The 21,449-nt window shown below is 50.9% G+C and carries 16 protein-coding genes and 1 tRNA gene; 4 read left to right on the top strand and 13 right to left on the bottom strand.

Annotated elements, in window-relative coordinates; all coding sequences use genetic code 11:
* Positions 1-3: 3 nt before the first annotated feature.
* From H8K43_RS01385 to H8K43_RS01365, 5 genes are all read right to left on the bottom strand, one after another.
* Positions 4-1,890 (bottom strand): MFS transporter, encoded by a 1,887-nt coding sequence (locus H8K43_RS01385; RefSeq protein ID WP_186902189.1) that lies wholly within the window; start codon positions 1,888-1,890, stop codon positions 4-6.
* A gap of 200 nt (positions 1,891-2,090) precedes the next feature.
* A complete protein-coding gene (locus H8K43_RS01380; RefSeq protein ID WP_186902188.1) occupies positions 2,091-2,846 on the bottom strand; it encodes a polysaccharide deacetylase family protein in 756 nt (251 codons plus the stop codon).
* Positions 2,843-4,144 carry a hypothetical protein gene (locus H8K43_RS01375; protein ID WP_186902187.1) on the bottom strand — a complete coding sequence of 434 codons (1,302 nt, stop codon included), beginning with the start codon at positions 4,142-4,144 and terminating at the stop codon, positions 2,843-2,845. The genes H8K43_RS01380 and H8K43_RS01375 overlap by 4 nt, the downstream gene beginning before the upstream one ends.
* A 4-nt stretch (positions 4,145-4,148) precedes the next feature.
* Positions 4,149-4,847, bottom strand: coding sequence for a lipoprotein-releasing ABC transporter ATP-binding protein LolD (lolD, locus tag H8K43_RS01370; RefSeq protein WP_186902186.1), 699 nt, complete (start codon positions 4,845-4,847; stop codon positions 4,149-4,151).
* On the bottom strand, positions 4,840-6,096 hold the full coding sequence (locus tag H8K43_RS01365) for a lipoprotein-releasing ABC transporter permease subunit (RefSeq protein WP_329604462.1): 1,257 nt from the start codon (positions 6,094-6,096) through the stop codon (positions 4,840-4,842). Before H8K43_RS01365 ends, lolD begins: the two co-directional genes overlap by 8 nt.
* A 55-nt stretch (positions 6,097-6,151) precedes the next feature.
* On the opposite strand from H8K43_RS01365, the gene H8K43_RS01360 reads away from it, so the two are divergent.
* Both H8K43_RS01360 and recJ read left to right on the top strand, forming a co-directional pair.
* Positions 6,152-7,150, top strand: a complete 999-nt coding sequence (locus H8K43_RS01360) for a hypothetical protein (protein ID WP_186902184.1) — start codon at positions 6,152-6,154, stop codon at positions 7,148-7,150.
* Positions 7,147-8,838 carry a single-stranded-DNA-specific exonuclease RecJ gene (gene recJ, locus H8K43_RS01355; protein ID WP_186902183.1) on the top strand — a complete coding sequence of 564 codons (1,692 nt, stop codon included), beginning with the start codon at positions 7,147-7,149 and terminating at the stop codon, positions 8,836-8,838. The genes H8K43_RS01360 and recJ overlap by 4 nt, the downstream gene beginning before the upstream one ends.
* A gap of 12 nt (positions 8,839-8,850) precedes the next feature.
* On the opposite strand, the gene H8K43_RS01350 is transcribed toward recJ, so the two are convergent.
* Positions 8,851-9,558, bottom strand: a complete 708-nt coding sequence (locus tag H8K43_RS01350) for an alpha/beta hydrolase (protein ID WP_186902182.1) — start codon at positions 9,556-9,558, stop codon at positions 8,851-8,853.
* Positions 9,559-9,775: 217 nt separating this feature from the next.
* Between H8K43_RS01350 and H8K43_RS01345 the strand changes: the two genes are divergently transcribed.
* Positions 9,776-11,836, top strand: a complete 2,061-nt coding sequence (locus tag H8K43_RS01345) for a M13 family metallopeptidase (RefSeq protein ID WP_186902181.1) — start codon at positions 9,776-9,778, stop codon at positions 11,834-11,836.
* Positions 11,837-11,931: 95 nt separating this feature from the next.
* Here the strand turns inward: H8K43_RS01345 and H8K43_RS01340 are convergent.
* The 5 genes from H8K43_RS01340 to H8K43_RS01320 all read right to left on the bottom strand — a co-directional run bounded on the left by H8K43_RS01340 (position 11,932) and on the right by H8K43_RS01320 (position 17,015).
* A tRNA-Arg gene (locus tag H8K43_RS01340) sits at positions 11,932-12,008 on the bottom strand.
* Between the two features lie 103 nt (positions 12,009-12,111).
* Positions 12,112-13,449 carry a phosphoglucosamine mutase gene (glmM, locus tag H8K43_RS01335; RefSeq protein ID WP_186902180.1) on the bottom strand — a complete coding sequence of 446 codons (1,338 nt, stop codon included), beginning with the start codon at positions 13,447-13,449 and terminating at the stop codon, positions 12,112-12,114.
* Complete coding sequence (gene folP, locus H8K43_RS01330; RefSeq protein WP_186902179.1) at positions 13,442-14,305, bottom strand: dihydropteroate synthase; 864 nt, start codon at positions 14,303-14,305, stop codon at positions 13,442-13,444. Before folP ends, glmM begins: the two co-directional genes overlap by 8 nt.
* Positions 14,306-14,358: 53 nt before the next feature.
* A complete protein-coding gene (gene ftsH, locus H8K43_RS01325) occupies positions 14,359-16,248 on the bottom strand; it encodes an ATP-dependent zinc metalloprotease FtsH (protein WP_162018518.1) in 1,890 nt (629 codons plus the stop codon).
* Positions 16,249-16,370: 122 nt separating this feature from the next.
* The gene (locus H8K43_RS01320) at positions 16,371-17,015 is read right to left on the bottom strand and encodes an RlmE family RNA methyltransferase (RefSeq protein ID WP_186881449.1); all 645 of its coding nucleotides are present in this window, start codon (positions 17,013-17,015) and stop codon (positions 16,371-16,373) included.
* A gap of 32 nt (positions 17,016-17,047) precedes the next feature.
* Here H8K43_RS01320 and H8K43_RS01315 point away from each other — a divergent pair, with 32 nt between their 5' ends.
* Positions 17,048-17,518, top strand: a complete 471-nt coding sequence (locus H8K43_RS01315; protein ID WP_162018516.1) for a YhbY family RNA-binding protein — start codon at positions 17,048-17,050, stop codon at positions 17,516-17,518.
* Positions 17,519-17,634: 116 nt separating this feature from the next.
* On the opposite strand, the gene greA is transcribed toward H8K43_RS01315, so the two are convergent.
* Positions 17,635-18,111: a transcription elongation factor GreA gene (greA, locus tag H8K43_RS01310; protein ID WP_186902178.1), complete on the bottom strand. Its 477-nt coding sequence runs from the start codon at positions 18,109-18,111 to the stop codon at positions 17,635-17,637.
* Between the two features lie 114 nt (positions 18,112-18,225).
* Positions 18,226-21,444 carry a carbamoyl-phosphate synthase large subunit gene (carB, locus tag H8K43_RS01305; protein ID WP_186902177.1) on the bottom strand — a complete coding sequence of 1,073 codons (3,219 nt, stop codon included), beginning with the start codon at positions 21,442-21,444 and terminating at the stop codon, positions 18,226-18,228.
* Between the last annotated feature and the right edge of the window lie 5 nt (positions 21,445-21,449).

The following is a 21,449-nucleotide window of genomic DNA, read 5'->3' as shown; positions in this document are numbered from 1 at the left end:
TTTTTATCTCCAGTCACCGCGCAGGGATTTGACTTCTTTTTGCAATACTTCCGGTGTCACTTCTGTCGGCAACATCACATCACCGACGATCAGTTCCAGTTTGGAAAACGGGCCGCGTCTGAACGCGCGCTCAAACGGATTGGTTTTATCACGTGAGAAAAAGCTGCCCCACAGGCCGCGTAAGGCCATAGGATAGACCGGCACCGGGGTGCGTTCCAGAATCTTCATGACACCGCCTTTGAACTCATTCAATTCGCCAGTCGCTGTGAGTTTCCCTTCAGGGAAAATACAGACCAGCTCACCTTCGTGCAAAGCCTGGGCGATGTCGACATAGGCTTTTTCCATCAGCCATGGATCTTCTTTGGCAGGTGCAATCGGAATTGCTTTCGCTGTACGGAATACCCAGGACAGGAAAGGTATGTTGAATATTCTGTGATCCATCACGAAACGGATAGGACGTGGGCTACAAGCCACGATCACGATCGCATCCATATAGCTGACATGATTACAGACCATCACCCCTGCACCTTCAGCAGGCAGGCTGTCTGCATTCACGGTTCTGACTTTATAAACGGTGTGTATCAGTAACCAGGCGATAAAGCGCATCAGGAATTCGGGCACCAGGCTGAAGATGTAGACTGCAACCAGTGCATTCAGAATAGCGGTCGCCATAAAGATTTGCGGAATAGTGAAACCCTTGAGCAGCATGACGGAAGCGGCCAGTGAAGCCACCACCATGAACAATGCATTGAGGATGTTCATACCAGCGATGGTGCGCGACAGATGCTTAGGATCGCAACGGGTCTGTATCAAGGCGAACAGCGGCACGATATACAGACCGCCAAAAATACCGAGTAAAACGATATCCGCCAATATGCGCAGACTACCGGTTTGGCGCACAAAATCCAGCGCGCCAACCGTCAAGGTATTGGTGTAAGACACACTGGAAAAATACAAATCCAGACCAAACAAAGACAGACCGATGGCACCGAAAGGAACCAGGCCTATCTCTACCTTATGACCCGATAATTTTTCACACAATAGTGAGCCAGCACCGATGCCGAACGAGAATACCGTCAGTAACAACACAAATACGCTGTGATCACCATGCAGATAATTCTTGGCATACAGCGGGAACTGTGCGAGTACGATCGCACCATAGAACCAAAACCAGGAATTGCCGAGCAAAGACAGGAAGACCGGGCGATTTTGCTGACTGAAACTGATATTGCGTATGGTCTCGCTGACTGGATTCCAGTTGATTTTCAGTTCAGGCTCAGGTGCTGGCGAGACTGGAATTTTCAGGCTGGTCAGATAACCCAGCACCGCAATCGCAATCGCACCGAAAGCCACCAGCTGTCCCCCCCAAGGCTGATGGACCACCAGCATAGCCCCCAGAATTTCACCGATCAGGATACCGACGAAGGTACCCATTTCTATCAGTCCGTTGCCACCGACCAGCTCATCGGTTTTCAGATGCTGAGGCAGATAAGCGTATTTGACCGGGCCAAATAAAGTGGAATGAATACCCATGCCAGCGACTGCAGCGACCAGGACCCACAGGTTATGCGTCATCCAGCCAAATGCAGCCATGCTCATGATGGCGATTTCCAGCAGTTTGACTTTTCTGGCGAGCCCGGCTTTTTCAAATTTATCGGCAAACTGACCAGAAGTCGCAGAAAACAGCACAAACGGCAAGATGAACAAGCCCGGTATCAACTGATTGAGCAAGCCAACATCCAGCGTGGTCCAGCTGAGTGCATCAAAAGTCAATATGGTCAGTAAAGCAGTCTTAAATACATTGTCGTTAAAAGCGCCGAGAAACTGAGTCCAGAAAAACGGCGCAAAGCGACGCTGGGTCATCAGGGCAAACTGACTTTGTTGACTCATTACATATCCTATCTACGAAACAATGGGAGTTAGGGACTTACGCAAAAACGCCCCAGCGGCGTTATGGCTCCAGGTTGCACAGCCTGTACACTGCGTACTGCCTGCGTCGCCAAGCCTTGCCTGAACAATTTTTCGTAAGTCCCAGAGTTTAACTTAATTATTTTTTTATACAGTAAATATCTGTAACATCCGCAGTCATTTCACGCAGAAAAAGCCTGATAGGCTTGAATCGCATCGCGGATGTTCAGCAATTCACAACCTGCATCGCGCGCGGTCTGCAGCGCGAAACGCAGCTGTGCCGGCGTGGTCCCCCAGGGGCCAGGCTGATCGCTGACTTCATGTGAGTAAAAAATCAGCCAGGCACCTTGTGCCGCGGCCTCCGCAATCAAATGACTAATTTCCTCATCAGTGGTTTTACCCGCGTATAAAGCCTGCGCGCGCAAAGCATGCAAATCTGCCCTGCCCTGCTGCATGCCGCCGCCGGTAATCCGGCTATAGCTGAAGCGCTGAGCCGCTGCATGTTTACTGCCCAGATCGTAGGCACCAAACGGGAAAGCAAAACCCGAGGCCGGTATGCCCAGTTCCGCCAAATACTGGCGGTTTCTATCCCAGTCAGCCTGCAGTACAGACAGCGGCTGTAGCTCGCAATTCAAATGCGAATAGGTGTGACAGGCGATTTCATGTCCGTCGCTGTGCAGTTGTTGCAGTTGTGCGCCATGGTGGCAGAGTTGTCCCTGCTCCAGTTGATTCTCCAATCCGCCGCAGACAAAAAACGTTGCTCTGGCCTGATATTCCTGCAGCAGCGCTGCGCCTGTGGTGCAGGCACTGAGTGCGACATCATCAAATGAAAAGCTGATCACTGCGCGTTGACGCCTAAGTGGCAGCCAGCGCTGCAGCGTATGCCTGGCCGCAAAACGACTGGCTTTGCGCATCAAGGAATGCGTCCTGACACTCATTTAGTGGCCTCAGTAGCGCTATAGAATTGCTGGTAGCGGTTCAAGCCCATACGTGCTGCGGAACCGGCGATGTTTTCATAGGTATATTCAAAACCAAGCTTGATGATGGCCTGCTTTAGCTGCACACCATCGGCTTCACGCTGCGTGCGCTCATAAGCACTGTCCAGGAACAGCCTGAAACCACGGTCGATCAGATAGCTGCCACCGAATCCTAGTCGTTGCAGCTTCTCTTTACGCGATTGCAGCGCCGCAGCGGTATCAAAACGCGGTATCAGTTTTTGATCACTGTCCTGCCATAGCACTGAGGCATTCCATTGCAACTTAGGGCTGTATTTCCAGCTACTGTCGAGTCTTATCCCCTTAGTCTGCACATACAGGATGGCAGGATCGACGATGGAAAACGGACGGTCAAACAGTTGCAGATCAAATCTAAGCTGCGGTGAATACAGGTAGGTGCCACGAACGATGGTGTTGAGCAAATTGGTATCGCGCTCGCTCAGGGTTTCATAGCTACGTTTGATCAAACCCAGATGGGTACTGAATACGGTTTTGACGCTGTAATTCCATTCTGCATCCAGATAGGCTTCACGCTCTTTGTATGCGCGGTCCAGCTGGGTAATTTGTGCCTCAGTGCGTTGTGGGAATTCGGTATCCGACCAGCGCAGCCCGCCTTCCAGCATAGAGCCGGTGGTGGATGTGTACCTGAGACCCGCTTGTTTGCTGTGTTCGCGGAAGTTGTATAGCTGATTCACAGGCAAATCATAATCCAGACCAGACCGGCTCAGACTGGCCGCCAGCAGGAAATCATTATTAATTCTCAGTCGCCAATCGCTGCCTGCACGCTGCTCATGCGACAAATCACGCTCAGTCAGACTGCCATTGATGTACTGGAACAGGCGTTTTGACTTGCCAGCACTGATGCGCCCCGACAGTGCGTGTCCTGCCACCCAGTCAAATGCGAGATCTGCACCGCCTGTCTGGTGGTCCAGCTGGCTATAGTTTTTATAGTGACGATTACCAAGCGAGCCGGTCAGCACCAGTCTGGTTTGATCGGATAGCACTGGCACGATAGCACCAAAGCGCAAATCCGCAGCAGCCACAGTATCTGCCTGTTTTTGCGCAGAGCTGACAAGACCAGGGTCGGTGTTTGCCTGATCCGTGAAACGCAAAGGATTGGTGTCGCGGGTCAGCGCAGTCTCCAGTTGCAGCACCAATTCATTGGCCGCAGAGGCAGGCAGACATGGTAATACGGCCAGCACACAGACTAATTGAGGCAGATATTTGTTGGTCTTCATCATAGGTTCAGGCTGGCAGCAAGCCATCCCGGTTGAGTCGTAAAACCCGGTCACAACGCCCGGCCAGTTCTGCATCATGGGTCACGATCACAAAAGCAGTGCCCAGGGTTTGCGATAACTCCAGCATGAGGGCAAATATCTTTTGCGCGGTATCGCTGTCCAAGTTGCCGGTTGGTTCATCAGCCAGTACACAGGCCGGATTCGCCACCAGCGCACGCGCCAGTGCCACCCGCTGCCGCTCACCACCGGACAACTCACCCGGCACATGCTTAACGCGCTCTCCCAGACCGACACGCTCCAGTATGCGCTGCGCGGCTTGCTGTGCCTCAGCGCGTGGCACGCGTCTGATCATGAGTGGCATGGCGACATTATCGAGTGCAGAAAATTCAGGCAGCAAATGATGGAACTGATACACAAAACCCAGCGACTGATTGCGCATTTTGCCGCGCTCAGCTTCGCTCAGCGTCGCCAGCTCTTTATCCAGCAATTTCACACTGCCGCTATTGGGTGTATCCAGCCCGCCCAGCAAATGCAACAGCGTGGATTTGCCTGAGCCGGAGGCGCCGATAATCGCGACCCTTTCACCTGCTCTGACACTAAAGGAAATATTGCTCAATACATGAACAGCATCGCTGCCCTCGTTAAAGCTTTTGCTCAACTGATGGCAGGACAGCACGACTGGGGATTCCATAGAACGATTACTCATAACGTAAAGCCTCAGCTGGTTTGACACGGGCAGCGCGCCAGCTCGGATAAAGGGTGGCAACGAAGGCCAGAACGACAGCGATAGCACTGATTTGCAGTACATCGGCAGAACGCAGATCGGAAGGTAAAGTGGTGATAAAGTACAGTTCCTTAGGCAGGAAAGCGACGCCCATCGTATGCTCTATCCACGGCACGATGACGTCGATATTATGCGCAACCAGCACCCCGAACAAGACACCGAGCCCGGTACCAACCAGGCCGGTAATACCGCCCTGTATCATAAAAATCTTCATAATTGAAGCCGGAGAAGCACCCAGAGTACGCAAAATCGCGATATCCGCCTGCTTATCCGTCACCGTCATCACCAGCGTGGAGACCAGATTAAATGCTGCCACCGCTACGATTAACGTCAGGATGATGAACATCATGGTTTTTTCTGTCTTTACCGCAGCGAAGTAGTTTTTATTTTGTTGTGACCAATCGCGGATCAGCAAGTCACCGCTCAGACTGCGCGACAATTCCAGCGCAATCAGCGGTGCTTTTAACATATCCTTGATTTTGACACGCAGGCCAGAAGGACTGGCGAGGCGGAAAAACTTTTGTGCGTCATCGACATGCATGAAAGCCATACCAGAATCATATTCATAATGGCCAGCCTCAAAAATACCCACTACCGTATAAGCCTTCAGACGTGGCACCATGCCGGCTGGCGTCATTTGCCCTTCCGGCGCAGCCAGCGTGACTTTATCGCCGACTTGCACCCGCAAACCGGCAGCCAGTGCGGAGCCCAGAATGATATTGAATTCTCCTGAGCGTAAATCCTGCCAATGGCCGCTTTTCATTTTGTCAGCCACTTCCGAGACTTTAGGCTCCAGTTCCGGCAATACGCCACGGATAATCACGCCGCGCATCACCTCGTCATGGATGATCATGGATTGCCCGTCTACATAGGGTGCCGTAGCCAGCACAGCCGGATTTTTCTGCACTTCAGCAGCAGTTTGCTGCCAATCGGGGATTGCGCCGGTGGCATCAAAAATTTCCACATGCGCGATCACCGACAACATGCGGTCGCGTACTTCTTTTTGAAAACCATTCATCACAGACAGCACGATGATCAGGGCTGCTACCCCGAGACCGATGCCAAACATGGAAATCATAGAAATAAAGGAAATAAAGCCATTGCGGCCACTGCGTTTACCGGCACGGGTATAGCGTAGTCCGACCAGCCATTCAAAAGAGAGATTTTTCACTGCAAATCTGGGGTTATCAATTAAGGTGGCGTCAGTTTGCCATACAATACTCAATATGAAAAATTTAGCATTGATTATTCCCTTCAGCATACCGCCTTCCGGACTTGAAAAAGACTTGCTGCGCAATCTGAACACCCCCGCGACAGCAAGCTTGCTAGGCTGGGCAGAGCGCCAGCGCCACCCGGATCTGGATGCATTTGCGCGTGCTTTACCGCATGAATACTGGCTGACAGGCCGTTTTCCGCCTGAAAGCACGCTGCAGAGCCCTTCTTACATTACACCTCAACACTTGCAAGCCCACTCTGCTCTGCGTGAGGGCTACTGGTTTAGCCTTCAACCGGTACACATCCATATCGCACGTGATCATCTGGTACTGACCGATCTTCGCCAGCTGGCACTGACAGATGAGCATTCATCGCAACTGTTTGCAATCGCCAGTAAGACCGCGCAAGAATATGGGCTGGAATTGCTGGCGCATGATAGCAGCCACTGGTTTTTGCGTGCCGATCAATGGCGCGACCTGAAAACGGCGACGCCGGATGCGGCTTGCGGTCACAATATTGACGTCTGGATGCCGCAAGGCGAGTCAGCGCGCGCCTGGCGCAAATTTCAAAATGAAGTACAGATGCAATGGTTTGAGCACGAAGTCAACCAACGCCGCGAGCTGAGCGGCCTGAAGCCGGTTAACTCACTTTGGTTATATGGCGGCACGACGCCGGAAAATCTGAATGCATCCACAGTGACAGAGACGGATGTGCCGCACTGGCTGAGTGCGCACTGCCAGCCCACGCAAAGTGGATTGTGGCATTACGATGCGCTGATCAGTACCGCACTCAATAGCGACTGGGCCAGCTGGCTGGATCATTTCCACGCAATGGAACAGCACCTTATGCAGCCTGCATTGGATGCCCTGAATAGCGGCGAAATCGACAGCCTGCGTTTAATTTGCACAGATACACGGCGCTGCGTTGAATTTCATATCCGGCGCAGCAGCAAGTGGAAATTCTGGAAAAAGCCCAGCTTGTCACCTCTGTTTGAAGGGCTCGCAGCATGACCAGAATTGCGACCCGTCCCTACGCCTTCCGTGAAGCCGAACTCTTGCGTCAGCGCGGCATGCATCCGGTGTTAGCCCGACTGTATGCGGCACGCCATGCGACGACTGAAAAAGATTTATCGACTGAACTGTCTGGACTGCATGCTCCGGCAGAAATGAAGGGCATCAAAGAAGCCGCCTGCTTTTTGGCCGATGCAATCGCCAGCCACAAAATCATGACTATTGTGGCAGATTACGATTGCGACGGCGCCACCGCTTGCGCAGTTGGTATCCGTGGCTTACGTATGCTGGGTGCGCGAGTCGATTTCATCGTGCCGAATCGCTTTGAATATGGCTATGGCCTGACGCCGGAAATCGTGGAACTGACGGTCAGGGAAAAACAACCCGACATCATTATCACGGTTGACAATGGCATCGCCAGTGTCGATGGCGTCAAACGTGCGAAAGAGCTGGGGGTGGAGGTGGTGGTCACGGATCACCATTTGCCCGGACAAGAATTACCGGACGCCGCGGTGATCGTCAACCCGAATCAGCCGGGCTGCACCTTTTTAAGTAAAAACCTGGCCGGTGTAGGTGTGATGTTTTATGTCTTGCTGGCCTTGCGCGCTGAGATGCGCCAGCGCGGACTGTTTGATCAGCAAACCCAGCCTAAGCTGGATAGCTTGCTGGATCTGGTTGCACTCGGCACCGTGGCAGACGTGGTGAGTCTGGATGCGAATAACCGGGTATTGGTGGCGCAAGGCCTGAAACGTATGCGTGCTGGGCGCATGTGTGCCGGTATTGCCGCGCTGTTTCGTGTCGCCGGACGTGAGGCGCAGAAAGCCAGTCCATTTGATCTGGGCTTTGCCCTGGGGCCACGTCTGAATGCCGCAGGCAGACTGGCGGACATGGCACTCGGCATCGCTTGCCTGACGACCGATGATGAGGCCCATGCCTGGCACATTGCGCAGCAACTGCAGGCGATCAACAGCGATCGTAAAGATATAGAGCGCGAGATGCAGGACATCGCGCTACTGCATCTGGATGACTTGCAGGTGGCAGACAGCCACACCATCAGCGTCTATGATGAGAGCTGGCACCAGGGCGTGATCGGGATAGTGGCTTCCCGCCTCAAGGATAAATTTTACCGCCCTACCATTACCTTTGCCCCGGCTGGCGATGGCCTGATCAAAGGTTCAGGCCGTTCTATCCCTGGCTTTCATTTGCGCGATGCATTAGATTTGGTGTCTAAGCAAATCCCCGGCGTCATACACAAATTTGGTGGCCACGCGATGGCAGCAGGACTCAGTCTGGCGCATGAGGACTTAGCCGTGTTTCAGGCAGCCTTTGAGGCAGTCGGGCAATCCTGGCTGGAAAAGCACCAGCTGGAGCGCATCATAGAAACCGATGGCGCACTGGAGGATGCGTATTTCAGCATTGATTTTATTCAGCTACTGGACCAGCAAGTCTGGGGGCAGCACTTCCCTCCTCCCGTGTTTTGCGATCAGTTCCGGCTGATTTCTCAACGCATACTGAAAGAACGTCATCTGAAGCTGGTGCTGGAAAAAAATGGCCAGCGTTTTGATGCGATCTGGTTCGGACATACCGATGAATTGGATGAAGTCGTCAATGTCGCTTTCCGCCTGGATGCGAATGAATACAATGGCGTGACCAAGGTACAGCTCTTGGTTGAACACATCGATACCTAAGTTTGGCTGTGTTCAGGCAAAAGCGGTGTGACGCAGAAAATCCAGTATATGGGCAGCCACCAATGGATGGCTGTTCTCACTTATTTTCGCATCTGCAGCCTGACTAAATCCATGGTCGCCGCTAACGACGGCGATACGGATCGCGCTGGTATTTTCAAATGCAAAGCGATATAAACTACGCGCTGAACAATGCGCATCCTGATCACCGGTAATCATCATGAGCGGCAAGCGCAAAGAAGACGCATACGGATAATAGCGCGCTGCGACATAGCTGGCTTCTGGCCCATCTTTTTTTTCATCAAATAAGGGCGTCAGAAAAATGCCTGCTTTAAACTTGGCGTCTTCACATAAAACACGCCAGGCCACCACGGAACCAAAAGACTTCCCGGCCAGAGCAATCTGCTGAAAATGGATATTGTCATCCAGCCGCAATTGGCGCACTACTTCGCGTAGCTGCCTGCTTTCAGCTGAAAGATCTGCTGAAGGTTGGCCTTCTTTAGGATTTTTTTGAAAAAAATCCCAGTCAAATCTGGCGACCGCTATCCCAGCGCGGGTTAACCCGGTTGAGATAGCCAGGAAAAGTTCTCTTTGCATCCCATAACGCAAACCGGGAGCCAACACCAGACAGGGAAAGGGGCCGCTTCCTGCTGGCAAATCGAGCGTATATGCACGCTTTATCTCATTTTTTTCCAAACCAGACACCTTGCTTATTGTGTTCATGCTCAATACAGTTACACTGCTGTGCGTCAGTGAATATGCCTGCAATTTGGCAAACGCTTGCGCGTGCAGTCAATATCAGGCTGACGCTGAACTTTACGTGTTTTCTGACGTCGAAGTAAACACTTCAGCCGTACTTTGTCATACCCATATCGATAATCAGGTCACGAATACAACAAAGCCAGATCTGTGACCCGCTACTAAAGAGGAGTAACCTTACGTGAAAGCCCAAGTTATCAGCGTTATCGCGCTGCTCATCGCTGGCACAACCAGCACTGCCACCAGTTATGCCGCGGAACCTGCCAAAGCGGCGTCGCCCTCCGTATTGCTGTCCGGTATAGACACCAAATTCCAGGACAAATCTGTTGCGCCACAAGAAGATTTTTATCGCCATGTGAATGGCGCCTGGCTCAAAAATGCACAGATCCCGTCTGACCGCTCTTCAGCTGGTGCGTTTATGGATTTGCGTGAAGCTGTAGTGCCACGTTTGCACACAATTATTCAAGGCCTGTCCAAAGGCCAGAATGCACAAGGCAGCGATGCGCAAAAGATCGCCGATTTATTTGCCAGCTTCATGGACACCAAGGCCATCGAAGCCGCAGGCCTCAAGCCTTTGCAAGCCGACTTTGCGAAGATTGATGCTATCTCCGACAAAAATCAGTTACCAGCTACTTTTGCATGGCTGAACCGTATCAGCGTTACCGCACCTTTTGATGTGCAGGTACATCAGGACAATAAAGACTCCACCAAATACGTACTCGACATCGGTCAATCCGGCCTGGCACTGCCAGATCGTGATTACTATCTGAAAGATGACGACGCCAAACTCAAAGCTACCCGCGAAAAATACCTGCAGCATATAGAGAAAATGCTGAGCCTGGCGGGTGATAAAGACGCCGCTAAAAAAGCAGCCGCGATTCTGGCGCTGGAAACCGAGCTGGCCAAGGTGCAATGGACCAAAGTTGAATTGCGCGATCCGATCAAAGCCTACAACAAAATTCCTTTGAATGAACTCGGCAAGCTGGGTGCAGGCAATGACTGGAATGCCTACCTGAAAGAATTGGGCGTGAGCGGTAAGATAGACTATGTGATCGTGGCCCAGCCTAGCTATATCTCAGGAATGAGCAAAGTGTTGGCAGAAACACCGCTGGACACCATCAAGGCTTACCTGAAATGGCACACCTTCAGCTCTGCTGCATCGCAATTACCAAAACAGTTTGCGGATGAAAGCTTTGCCTTCTTCAGCAAAACCCTGCGTGGCGTTCCTAGTCAGGAAGTGCGCTGGAAACGTGGCGTACGTCTGGTCGACAGCGGCATGGGTGAAAGTCTGGGCAAACTCTACGTTGAAAAGCACTTCCCTGCTGATAGCAAAGCCAAGATGGAGCAACTCGTGAATAATCTGCTGCTCGCTTACAAGCAAAGCGTGGACACGCTGGACTGGATGAGTGATGCGACCAAAAAAGAAGCGCAGGCTAAGCTCGCTACCTTTATGCCTAAGATCGGCTATCCAAATAAATGGAAAGATTATTCTGAGCTGAAGATAGTCAAAGGTGATGCAGTAGGTAATCTGCGTGCGATTCGCCAGTTTGCAGCACAAACTGAACTGAATAAATTAGGTAAGCCCATCGATCGTGATGAGTGGGGCATGACACCACAAACGGTCAATGCTTACTACAATCCGGAGATGAATGAAATCGTGTTCCCGGCAGCTATTTTGCAGGCACCATTCTTCAATCCGAAAGCCGATGATGCGGTTAACTACGGCGGCATAGGCGCGGTGATTGGCCATGAAATCAGCCATGGTTTCGATGATCAGGGCGCACAGTATGACGGCTTGGGTAATCTGCGTGACTGGTGGACGAAAGAAGACCACGAAAAATTTGCGGCAAAAACTGCTGCGCTGGTAAAGCAATACAATGCGTTTTCACCCGTGTCCGGCTATCACGTGAATGGTGAGCTGACTCTGGGCGAAAACATTGCTGATAATTCCGGTCTGGCCATCGCTTACAAAGCCTATAAATTATCGCTGGGCGGCAAACCTGCTCCTGTGATTGGAGGCCTCACTGGTGATCAGCGTTTCTTCATGGGCTTTGCTCAGGTTTGGCGTGGTAAGTTGCGTGAACAGGAAGCGATTATCCGTATAAAAACGGATCCGCACTCCCCTGGCGAATTCCGTGCTAACGGCACGCTGCGCAATATGACACCGTTCTATCAGTCATTTGGCGTTAAAGAAGCCAACAAGATGTATCTGCCACCGGCAGAGCGCGTCACGATCTGGTAAGCAGACAGGGGCTGAAAAAAACAGCCCCTGCCCCGCCTACGAATTCTGCGCAATCAGAAACAAAAAAGCCCAGCTACAAGCTGGGCTTTATATTCTGGCCTGCCCAGTAGGAATCGAACCTACGACCCCGAGCTTAGAAGGCTCGTGCTCTATCCAACTGAGCTATGGACAGTTTAGATTTCAGCACAATCGCGCTAAAAAACTGAAGGCTGAATACTACATGTAATTGCCAATACTTTCAATATTCAGACGGCCCGAAAGCCGCCTGCATGGCATTATTTAATGCAATCCACCAAACGGCGCGCAGAACTTGCTGCCAAGTCTGCATCATCCGCTTCCACCATCACGCGTATCAGCGGTTCAGTACCGGATGCACGTATCAGCACACGCCCACGATTGCCAAGTTCAGCTTCGACTTTGGCTTTTTCTGCGACCAGCGCAGCATTGTCTTGCCAGTTAAAACCGGGTGTGACACGCACATTTAATAAGGTCTGCGGATACAGCACTAAACCAGAAATACATTCGTCCAGTGTTTTACCGCTGCGTTTTAATGCGGACAAGACCTGCAAGGCAGAGACAATACCATCGCCCGTAGAATGCTTATCCAGGCACAGCAAATGACCAGAGCCTTCACCACCGAGTAGCCAGCCACGTTCGTGTAGTTGCTCCAGTACATAGCGATCGCCGACCTTGGCGCGTGAAAAGCCAACATTCAGTTTTTGCAGGGCGACCTCGACTGCCATATTGGTCATCAAAGTACCAACCACGCCAGCTACCGGGCCAGTCGCGAGACGGTCCAATACCATCAGATACAACAACTGATCGCCGTTATAAATTTTCCCGTGACGATCCACCATGACCAGGCGATCAGCATCACCATCAAGGGCAATACCCAAATCTGCATGGTTTGCACGTACTGCTAATGCGAGTGCATCGGGCGCTGTCGCACCGACTTTGTCATTGATATTGAGCCCATTCGGCGTATTGCCAATCGCGATTACTTCGGCACCCAGCTCATGGAATACATGCGGCGCAATATCGTAAGCCGCACCGTGTGCGCAATCCACGACAATTTTCATGCCGCGCAAATCCAGCTCGGTAGGGAAAGTCCCTTTGCAGAATTCGATGTAACGGCCATTCGCATCACGCAAACGATGTGCTTTACCTAAGTGCTCAGAACTCACGCACAGCATTTCTTTTTCCAGCTCAGCTTCGATCGCGAGCTCTACTTCATCCGGCAATTTATTCCCTTGTGCCGAGAAAAATTTAATCCCGTTGTCATCATAAGGATTATGCGAAGCTGAAATCACAACACCGGCAGCAAGACGCAAGGCACGTGTCAGATAGGCGACGGCCGGGGTCGGCATCGGACCTGATAACATGACATCGACACCTGCCGCTGCAAAGCCTGCTTCTAAAGAGGCTTCGAGCATATAACCAGAAATACGTGTATCTTTACCGATGAGTACGGTGGGACGTCCCTCGCCCACGTGGCCAGCCTGTGCCAAAACTTTTCCGGCGGCATATCCTAAGCGCATTACAAAGTCAGGTGTAATCGGTGCGACACCGACACGTCCACGTATACCGTCAGTACCAAAATATTTTCTAGACATTGAAATTCCACTCCGTATCACTAAGATTATTCCAAACTTTGAGCGCGTCCACGGTCTCTTTGACATCATGAACACGTAATATCGCGGCCCCTTGATGCGCTGCTGCGAGCGCTGCACTCAGGCTTCCCGCCAGCCTGTGCTCGATTTCTCTGTCAGTTAAAGCACCTATCATCGATTTCCTGGAGACGCCAATCAACAAAGGGCTATCCAGCATAGCAATCAAATGACGTGTATTTTTGAACAATGCCACATTATGCGCCAATGTTTTACCAAATCCAAATCCCGGATCCAGGCAAATTCTCTCCTCTTCCACACCCGCTGCAATCAGTGCTTGCTTACGGTGTTGCAAAAAACTGGCGACTTCGTTGACTACATCATCATAGGCCGGCGCCTGCTGCATAGTCTGCGGTTGCTGTTGCATATGCATGGCACACAAGCCCGCATCGGATGATGCCACCGCTGCGACAGACTCAGCGCTGCAGAAGCCGGAAATGTCATTGATCATATCCACTCCAGCCAGTAACACTTCCTTCATGACAGCTGGTTTATAGGTATCAACGGAGATGGCCTTACCGCAATCGCGGATGGCAAATACCAAAGGCATGAGCCTATCGAGCTCCTGCTGCAGGGAGAGTGGCGTAGCACCTGGACGACTGGATTCTGCACCGATGTCGATGATGTCGACACCATCTCTGAGCATGGCATCTACCTGAGCCAGCGCGGCATCAAGATCAGTAAATTTTCCGCCATCAGAAAATGAATCCGGCGTGACATTCAAGATACCCATGACTAAGGGTCGAAAGCCTTTCGCATTCAAAGGAAAGCGAAAACGGCCACATTGAAAGTTTTTCTTCATAAAAGCAAAAAGGCGAGGTTATGACCTCACCTTTCCGTCTGAAAAATAGTTAATCAGGCTGGTGCAGTAGCGTTCGGGGAAACGCCGCCAGATGCATTGCCGGAAGAGCCGCGTCCGGTAGACTGACCTGCTTTAGGTGGGCGTGGATCAACACCGTTCATGATATCGTTGACCTGATCCGCATCGATCGTTTCCCAATCGAGCAAGGCCTTAGTCATGGCTTCTACTTTATCGCGGTTTTCTTCTAACAGCTTACGCGCCAAAGCATATTGCGTATCCAAAATCGAGCGGATTTCAGCATCTACTTTTTGCTGAGTCGCTTCCGAAATCGTTTTGGAAGACATACCGAAATAACCTTCCTGCTGACTGTCTTCGTAGACCATGACACCCATACTGTCCGACATACCGAAGCGTGTCACCATAGAGCGTGCCAATTTCGTCGCGCGTGAGAAATCATTCGATGCGCCGGTAGACATTTGGCCGACAAAAATTTCTTCAGCAATACGACCGCCGAACAGGATAGAAATCTCTTCCAGCATTTTATCTTTGTAGCCACTGATCTGATCGTGCTCAGGTAACTGCCAGGTCAAACCCAGGGCGTAACCACGCGGCATGATAGTAACCTTATGCACAGGATCAGCCTTAGGCAACAATTTAGCGACGACTGCGTGACCAGACTCATGGTAGGCGGTATTGCGACGTTCATCTTCACGCATGACCATAGATTTACGCTCAGGGCCCATGTAAATCTTATCTTTGGCATCCTCGAAATCCAGCATTTCAACCAGACGTTTATTTCTGCGTGCAGCAAACAATGCAGCTTCATTGACCAGGTTAGCCAGATCAGCGCCTGAGAAACCAGGTGTGCCGCGTGCCAGGATATCAGCACGGACATCGGAAGACACTGGTACTTTACGCATATGCACGTTCAAGATCTGTTCACGGCCACGAATATCCGGCAAGCCTACGGAAACCTGACGATCGAAACGACCCGGACGCAACAAAGCCTTATCCAATACATCGGCACGGTTAGTTGCAGCGATGACGATCACACCAGAGTTCGCTTCAAAGCCATCCATCTCAACCAGCATCTGGTTCAGTGTCTGTTCACGCTCATCATTACCACCACCCATACCGGCACCACGGTGACGGCCAACTGCATCAATCTCATCAATGAAAATAATGCAAGGCGCATGTTTTTTCGCCGTATCGAACATGTCGCGTACGCGGGAAGCACCAACACCAACGAACATTTCTACGAAATCTGAACCGGAGATAGTAAAAAATGGCACTTTGGCTTCACCAGCGATTGCACGTGCCAGCAAAGTTTTACCGGTACCTGGTGGACCTACCATCAGGATACCACGTGGAATACGACCACCCAGCTTTTGGAATTTGGTCGGATCTCTGAGGAAGTCCACCACTTCTGTGACTTCTTCTTTTGCTTCGTCGCAACCAGCCACATCGGCAAATGTAACGTTATTGTTAGTGTCATCCAGCATTCTTGCCTTCGACTTACCGAAAGAAAAAGCGCCCCCTTTACCACCACCCTGCATTTGACGCATGAAGAAGATCCATACACCGATCAACAACAACATGGGGAACCAGGAAATAAATACCTGCTGCAGGAAAGATTGCTCTTCCGGCGGTTTATTATCAAATTTAATGCCATTATTGACCAGGTCACCAACCAGACCGCGATCAAAAATCGTGAGTTGCGACTTAATCTTCTTACCATCAGTTGTCACCGCTGTGACTGTGCGGTTCGCATCATCGATGGTGGCTTCTTTAATATGCTTAGCCTTCACCTCTTCCAGAAATTCTGAATAGGGTACGGAAGTAACGCCAATGCTGCCGCTTTTCCCTTCAAATTGTTTGAACAGGGTAAAAAGCACCAGGGCAACCACCACCCATATCGCTGCTTTTGAAAACATATTATTCACGAGAACTCCTTGAACGCAGGTTGCGCTATTTTTCTGATACTGTAATTGTTCATTCTACCCGCAATAGGCAGAGCTTGCTAGCCAACATATGATGCCTGTATTGACGATAATCAAGAGAAAAATTACTCAGGATTTTTCAATCCTTTACCCAGAAGGAAGATTTCTGATGATTTATCCTTACTTGCTTTCGGCTTCTTGTTCTGGACAACTTTAAATTCGTCCTTGAACATATTGACAATATTATTATAACTCGGCCCGTGAAAACACTTAACCAACAAGGCACCACCAGGTTTTAAGTGAGCTTTCGCGAAAGAAATAGCTAACTCAATGATATACTCCACCCTTGCGGCATCGACTGTGGAATTGCCGGAGAGATTGGGTGCCATATCAGACAGAACAAGATCTACTTTTCTTCCTGACAGGCATGCTTCTAATTTATCCAGCACTTCATCCTCACGGAAATCGCCCTGAATAAACTGAACATCTGCAATCGGCTCCATAGGCAGCAAATCCAGCGCGTAAATCTCGCCCAATATGCCGCCGCCTTCTTTGCCTGCCAGTTTATTCCGTACATACTGGGACCAGCTGCCAGGTGTAGCGCCCAGGTCAACAATGACCTGACCAGGACGGATTAATTTCTCAACCTCATCGATCTCTTTCAACTTATAGACGGCACGCGCACGATAGCCTTCTTTTTGTGCAAGTTTCACATATGGATCATTTATATGATCGTGAACCCAATTTTGATTGAATTTATTCTTTGCCATTCGCGTAAAATACTGCTTTTAAAGGAATTACTATGTTAAAACTCACACCCGCTGAACGAAGCGAACTCAGATCCGAGGCACATGGCCTGAAACCTATCGTATTGATCGGTGAAGCTGGCCTGACTCCAGCCGTCAAAAAAGAAATTGACGCTGGCCTGGATGCACATGGACTGATCAAAGTACGCGTTTTCGGCGACGACCGTGAAGCACGTATTGCTATGTACGACACCATTTGCGGCGAACTCGATGCAGCGCCTGTGCAGCACATCGGCAAACTGCTGGTGATCTATCGCCCGAAACTCGAGGGTGTAAAAGAAAATAAACTGGTTAAAAAAGGCAGAGGCCTGAGAGAAGTTACTATCGTGAAGCCTAGCCCAAGTGGAACGAAAAAGCCAACTGTTTCCAAAGTACTGGTAAAAGGAAACGAGCGCGTCACTCAAGGCGGCAATATCAAACGTGCAAAACCACGTCAGTCCAGTAAGAAAAAGAATGCACTTGGCTGATCGTCAAGGTCTTTGCATCAAATAACCCGGCCTGGTGCCGGGTTATTTTTTACTGCTCTGCTCAACCGGCAGGCAGCACTCAGTTAAGTGCTGCGCTCTGGTACAACAAAAACTAATCAAACGTAAGACACGTCCAGCACTTCGTATTCACGGATACCAGCCGGTGCCTGAACGCCAACCACATCACCCGCATACTTGCCGATCAAAGCACGCGCGATAGGCGATGTAATGGATACCTTGCTGACTTTAATATCCGCCTCATCTTCACCAACGATCTGGTAAGTCACTTTCTGCGACGTTTCCAGATCTTCCAGATGCACGGTAGAGCCGAACACCACGCGGCCTTCTGCATCCAGCGTGGATGGGTCAATGATCTGTGCAGAACCCAGCTTACCCTCTAATTCTGCAATGCGGCCCTCAATGAAAGCCTGACGCTCTTTCGCTGCATCGTATTCTGCATTTTCAGACAGATCACCCTGAGCACGTGCTTCTGCAATGGCATTAATCACAGCTGGACGCTCTTTTGTTTTCAGGGTGTGTAATTCTTGCTTCAACAATTCTGCGCCGAATTTGGTGATAGGTACTGTACTCATGTCATTTACGCTTATAAAAGTAAAAATACAGAGGGCAAGCAACATCTGCGATGTTTTTTGCGACCTCTGTATCAAAGGTGCAGTGCTAACTTTTCAGCAGCACTGGGATTTTGCTCAGTTTAATGACTTATGCAAACCTTGTAAATCATAAACATGCAATTCATTCAGGTGACGCATACCTTCAACTGCTGCTTCCGCACCGGCGATGGTGGTGAACGTAGTTGCACGTGCGATCAGCGCTGAGGTACGGATGGCGCGGGAATCAGAAATCGCATTACGCTTTTCTTCAACGGTATTAATCACCATCGCAATTTCGTTATTCTTGATCATATCCACCACGTGTGGACGACCCTCAACAACTTTATTCACGATAGCAACCGGAATACCCGCCTCAGTAATCGCAGCCGCAGTACCACGCGTTGCAACCACCGAGAAGCCCAGCTCAACCAGATCCTTTGCCACCTTGACTGCACGCGGCTTATCGCTGTTTTTGATACTCAGGAATACCTTACCTGAGGTTGGCAGCTTCACACCTGCACCAAGCTGGGATTTGACGAAAGCTTCACCGAAGGTTTTACCAACACCCATCACTTCACCGGTCGATTTCATTTCCGGTCCCAGGATAGTATCCACACCAGGGAATTTAACGAATGGGAAGACCGCTTCTTTAACGCTGAAGTAAGGAGGCACCACTTCCGCGCCTATGCCCTGAGAATCCAGCGACTGCCCAACCATGCAACGTGCTGCGATTTTCGCCAGCTGCAAGCCAGTCGCTTTCGACACATAAGGAACAGTACGCGATGCGCGTGGATTCACTTCCAGCACAAACACGACATCCTGTCCCTCTTTTTGCTGAATCGCGAATTGCACATTCATCAGACCAACCACATTCAAGCCCTTAGCCATCAGCGAAGTCTGGCGCTTGAGTTCGGCGATAGTTTCCTGCGACAGGGAGTACGGTGGCAAAGAACACGCAGAATCACCCGAGTGCACACCGGCCTGCTCAATATGCTCCATCACACCGCCGATAAAGGTGCGCTCGCCATCTGACAAGCAATCCACGTCGACTTCAATCGCATCATTCAGGAAGCGGTCCAGCAATACCGGAGAGTCATGCGACACCTTGACGGCTTCACGCATATAGCGCTCAAGATCGCGCTGTTCATGCACGATTTCCATCGCACGGCCACCTAAGACATAGGATGGACGCACTACCAGCGGATAGCCAATTTCCTGTGCCAGCGCCAGAGCTTCAGTTTCAGTACGTGCTGTACGATTAGGCGGCTGACGCAAGCCCAGCTCCTGCAACATTTTCTGGAAGCGCTCACGGTCTTCTGCTGCATCAATCATGTCTGGCGAAGTACCAACGATAGGCACACCATTCGCTTCCAGATCCAATGCCAGTTTGAGTGGTGTCTGACCACCATACTGCACGATCACACCTACCGGTTTTTCTTTATCGACGATTTCCAATACGTCTTCCAACGTCAATGGCTCAAAGTAGAGGCGGTCGGAAGTGTCGTAATCGGTAGAGACAGTTTCCGGATTACAGTTAACCATAATCGTTTCGTAACCATCTTCACGCATAGCGAATGCAGCATGAACGCAGCAATAATCGAATTCTATGCCCTGGCCGATGCGGTTAGGACCACCGCCGAGCACCATGATTTTCTTCTTGTCCGTCGGGTTGGACTCGCACTCTTCTTCATAGGTCGAGTACATATACGCGGTGTTAGTCGCAAACTCACCGGCACAGGTATCGACGCGTTTGTAGACCGGACGCACATTCAATGCACGGCGCTTTTCGCGGATAGCAGTGTCTGTAGTCTTGAGTAATTTCGCCAGACGACGGTCAGAGAAGCCTTTTTGCTTCAGCTTCAGCATCATGGCCTGATCGATACTTTCGAGCGTTTGTTCATCCAGCCACAGCTCGATGTCGACGATATCCTTAATCTGCACCAGGAACCAAGGGTCGATATGCGTGAGCTGATGCACTTCTTCCAGCGTAAAGCCTTGAGCAAATGCATCGCCTACGTACCAAATACGATCCGGGCCCGGTTCGCCCAGTTCTTTTTCCAGCAATTCGCGATCCTGGGTTTTTTCATTCATACCATCCACGCCCACTTCCAGGCCACGCAGGGCTTTTTGGAAGGATTCCTGGAAGGTGCGACCGATTGCCATCACTTCACCCACAGATTTCATCTGTGTCGTCAGGCGGTTGTCGGCAGTCGGGAATTTCTCGAAGGCGAAACGTGGAATCTTGGTAACCACGTAATCGATAGACGGCTCAAACGATGCCGGTGTAGCACCGCCGGTAATCTCATTGCGCAGTTCGTCCAAAGTGAAACCAACCGCAAGCTTTGCAGCGATTTTCGCGATCGGGAAGCCGGTTGCTTTTGAAGCCAGCGCAGAAGAACGGGATACGCGCGGATTCATCTCGATGACGATCATACGGCCATCGGCTGGATTGACAGAGAACTGTACGTTAGAGCCACCGGTATCGACACCGATTTCACGCAATACTGCCAGCGATGCATTACGCATGATCTGGTATTCTTTGTCAGTCAGTGTCTGCGCTGGTGCTACCGTGATCGAGTCACCGGTATGTACACCCATAGGGTCCAGATTTTCAATCGAGCAAACGATAATGCAGTTGTCCGCTTTGTCGCGCACCACTTCCATTTCGTATTCTTTCCAGCCTATCAGCGATTCTTCAATCAGCAATTCATTGGTCGGTGAAGCTTCCAGACCACGCTTACAGATAGTCTCAAATTCTTCGGAGTTATACGCGATACCGCCACCGGTACCACCCATCGTGAACGATGGACGGATAATGACCGGGAAGCCGACGTCTTTTTGCACAGTCCAGGCTTCTTCCATGGAGTGCGCAACGCCGGAACGCGCAGAACCCAGGCCGATCTTGGTCATGGCGTTCTTGAATTTCAAGCGGTCTTCGGCCTTGTCGATCGCTTCTGGCGAAGCGCCGATCAGTTCGCAACCGTATTTGACCAAAACACCATTGCGATGCAGATCGAGTGCGCAGTTCAGCGCAGTCTGTCCACCCATCGTCGGCAGAATCGCGTCCGGTTTTTCTTTAGCAATGATGCGCTCTACAACCTGCCAGGTGATAGGCTCGATATAAGTCACATCAGCCATTTCCGGGTCGGTCATGATGGTCGCAGGATTGCTGTTGACCAGAATGACGCGATAACCTTCTTCGCGCAAAGCCTTACATGCCTGCGCGCCAGAGTAATCGAATTCACAGGCCTGACCAATGATAATTGGGCCAGCGCCGATAATCAGTATGCTTTTTATGTCGGTACGTTTTGGCATTTTTA

The sequence above is a fragment of the Cognatundibacterium curvum genome (assembly GCF_014284235.1).
GTDB lineage: Bacteria > Pseudomonadota > Gammaproteobacteria > Burkholderiales > Burkholderiaceae_D > Undibacterium > Undibacterium curvum.
The sequence above is the reverse complement of the archived record's forward strand: the minus strand, read 5'-3'. Positions and strand labels throughout refer to the sequence as shown.